Source organism: Haloquadratum walsbyi J07HQW2, assembly GCF_000415985.1.
Classification (GTDB): Archaea; Halobacteriota; Halobacteria; order Halobacteriales; family Haloferacaceae; genus Haloquadratum; species Haloquadratum walsbyi_B.
On the sequence record NZ_KE356561.1, the window covers coordinates 656,592 to 658,663 of the forward strand.

General features: G+C 45.5%; 1 protein-coding gene and 1 pseudogene. Both read right to left on the reverse strand.

Annotated features, from left to right (window positions below):
* Nucleotides 1–252 (reverse strand): annotated as a pseudogene (locus tag J07HQW2_RS03040) (hypothetical protein); the annotation flags it as partial.
* A 1,207-nt stretch (nt 253–1,459) separates the two neighbouring features.
* Nucleotides 1,460–1,915 (reverse strand): universal stress protein, encoded by a 456-nt coding sequence (locus J07HQW2_RS03050; RefSeq protein ID WP_021053847.1) that lies wholly within the window; start codon nt 1,913–1,915, stop codon nt 1,460–1,462.
* Nucleotides 1,916–2,072 lie beyond the last annotated feature (157 nt).

Consider the following 2,072-nt stretch of genomic DNA (forward strand, 5'->3'; position numbering starts at 1 on the left):
GAGTCGGTGAATGCCAAGCATAGTGACGATACCAATCGCAAATCCGGAGACGACCACTGTTGGTGATTTATTATGAATATCGGGAAGCAACTCAGCCGCGACTGCAGCGAAGACCACGCCGGCGGCTAAATGTTGCACGTTGCTTTCCATTTGGGGATCAGGAGGTCGATAGACAGCGACTACACCACCAACCAGTGCGGCAACAACAGCTAAACTCGTATACGAGAGGGCTTGAATCAGTGTTTCAGCCACTATCTTATACATATCCCAATAATAAATAAAAATTGGCAAAAATGGTCATTTAGAAAGAAAATTCTACATTACGATGCGGGATATTGACAAAGCTAGCCTAAACAGAGTTGGCATCCTCGCCGCGCGAACGCGATTGAATGCACATCGGCGTGTTCGTGGATGTCCGTATCGAGAGTGAACCAGTGGTCGTTTGCGCTCGTGCACCCTCAATAGCCCTAGCCGTCATAGATCCCATGGCTACAACTGTCCAACCTCAGCAAGCAAACGATGTCTGCTTTGATCAGTCGACACTGTCCTTCGTTCGTGATCCATTCCACGGCGCCGATAATAATAGTGTGGAGGTCACTCTGAGTGAGAAACATATTAGAAACAATACAATAATATGAATCAGACGATGCTCATATGCTCAAAAAGGAGGTAATCGATGAGCTCAGAGCAGATATTGATGCCATTATTATGTTTACTTCGGACAGATGAATAAAGACTACCTGATCAAATAGGTAAGATTACCAATTATGCTGGAAAAAAAGTAAATACCTGCCGGGCGCTACGAAAGTAGTTCTTCTGCAATATGATATCAAGCAGTTTGAGCGTCAGGTTGATACAACGAGAATCGCTCTCTGAGACACAATCACTGTCTAACAGTGGTTCAAATGTATTACTCTTCTGACATTTGCGTCAAAACAGTATTTACAGGCAGAAAGTATTCGATTTCCTCGCGAGTAAAAAATATTGAGCACAATGACCTGACACTATTGTCAACTCCCTTATCAGTACGATAGCATCCCTGTTCCGCAAGCAAACGTGGTGTATTAGACCACCCCATTTGCAGTCGTCTGAACGACTCACGGCTTTGCCCTATCGCTATTTAGATCTCAGTGACACGCTAAATGGGCAGTCACCCTATCAAAAAGAAACTCCCAATCAGAAGGAGTAATATTATCATTTTCCCAGAGCCGTCAGCTGAGTTGATGCCGACCTGCTTGATCTGGGACTACGCTGCTCGGATTCCTTGATCAGTCTACTCTCTGTCTGGTGGTGTTACTATCTATGGCGCCGTTGTCACCTCTGAATCGGACATTTGATGATCCCTAGCTACGATTGCACGGCGCAGAAAATTAACAATCTAAATTTGTATCATTGAGAGCACTGTGTTTCTTGGTGATTATCACCAGTTATACTCAAACACCTATAGATACTTTTACCATTATTCATTCTGTTGCTTCCTGACTAAAATAGTCGGACAGGATACATTCAACGACACTCTTTGTGCCGTACTCCCGAAGATTGCCTTCCCCACGGGTGACCGTTCCCTCGTACCGATAACAAGGTATTGTGGACCACGGTACTCGACTTCGCTTAGTATCTTCTCAGACGGGTTACCGACCCGTCCCTGAGCTTCAATTCGGTCTGATTCGTACTCGTCGAGCGACTTGTGGACGGCTTGACGAGCGACTTCGGCAGCACTTTGTTCCTCTCGACTGATTGTGAAGCTGTCGGAAGCTGGTGCGCCCTCAATTGCCGCTTTGTGATCGTTAAATTTCTCTTCTGGAATCACATGGAGGACAACCAGTTGATCATCATATGTGACCGCGAGATCGTACCCCACTTCAAGTATCTTATTTGAATGCAGTTCTTCTCCAATCGCTGTGAGTATCGTCATTTGCTTGCTCCGTAGGTCGTTGTGAAAAGGTGATAGAATCGATATTATGATTCCACCGAATGATTTGCGAACAATCTGTCGTGTTTTTCGGTAACTCAGACTTGTTTGGTGCGGTCATCGCTTACCGGTTGGACAGTGAGTCTAGTGTCGCTGTGTC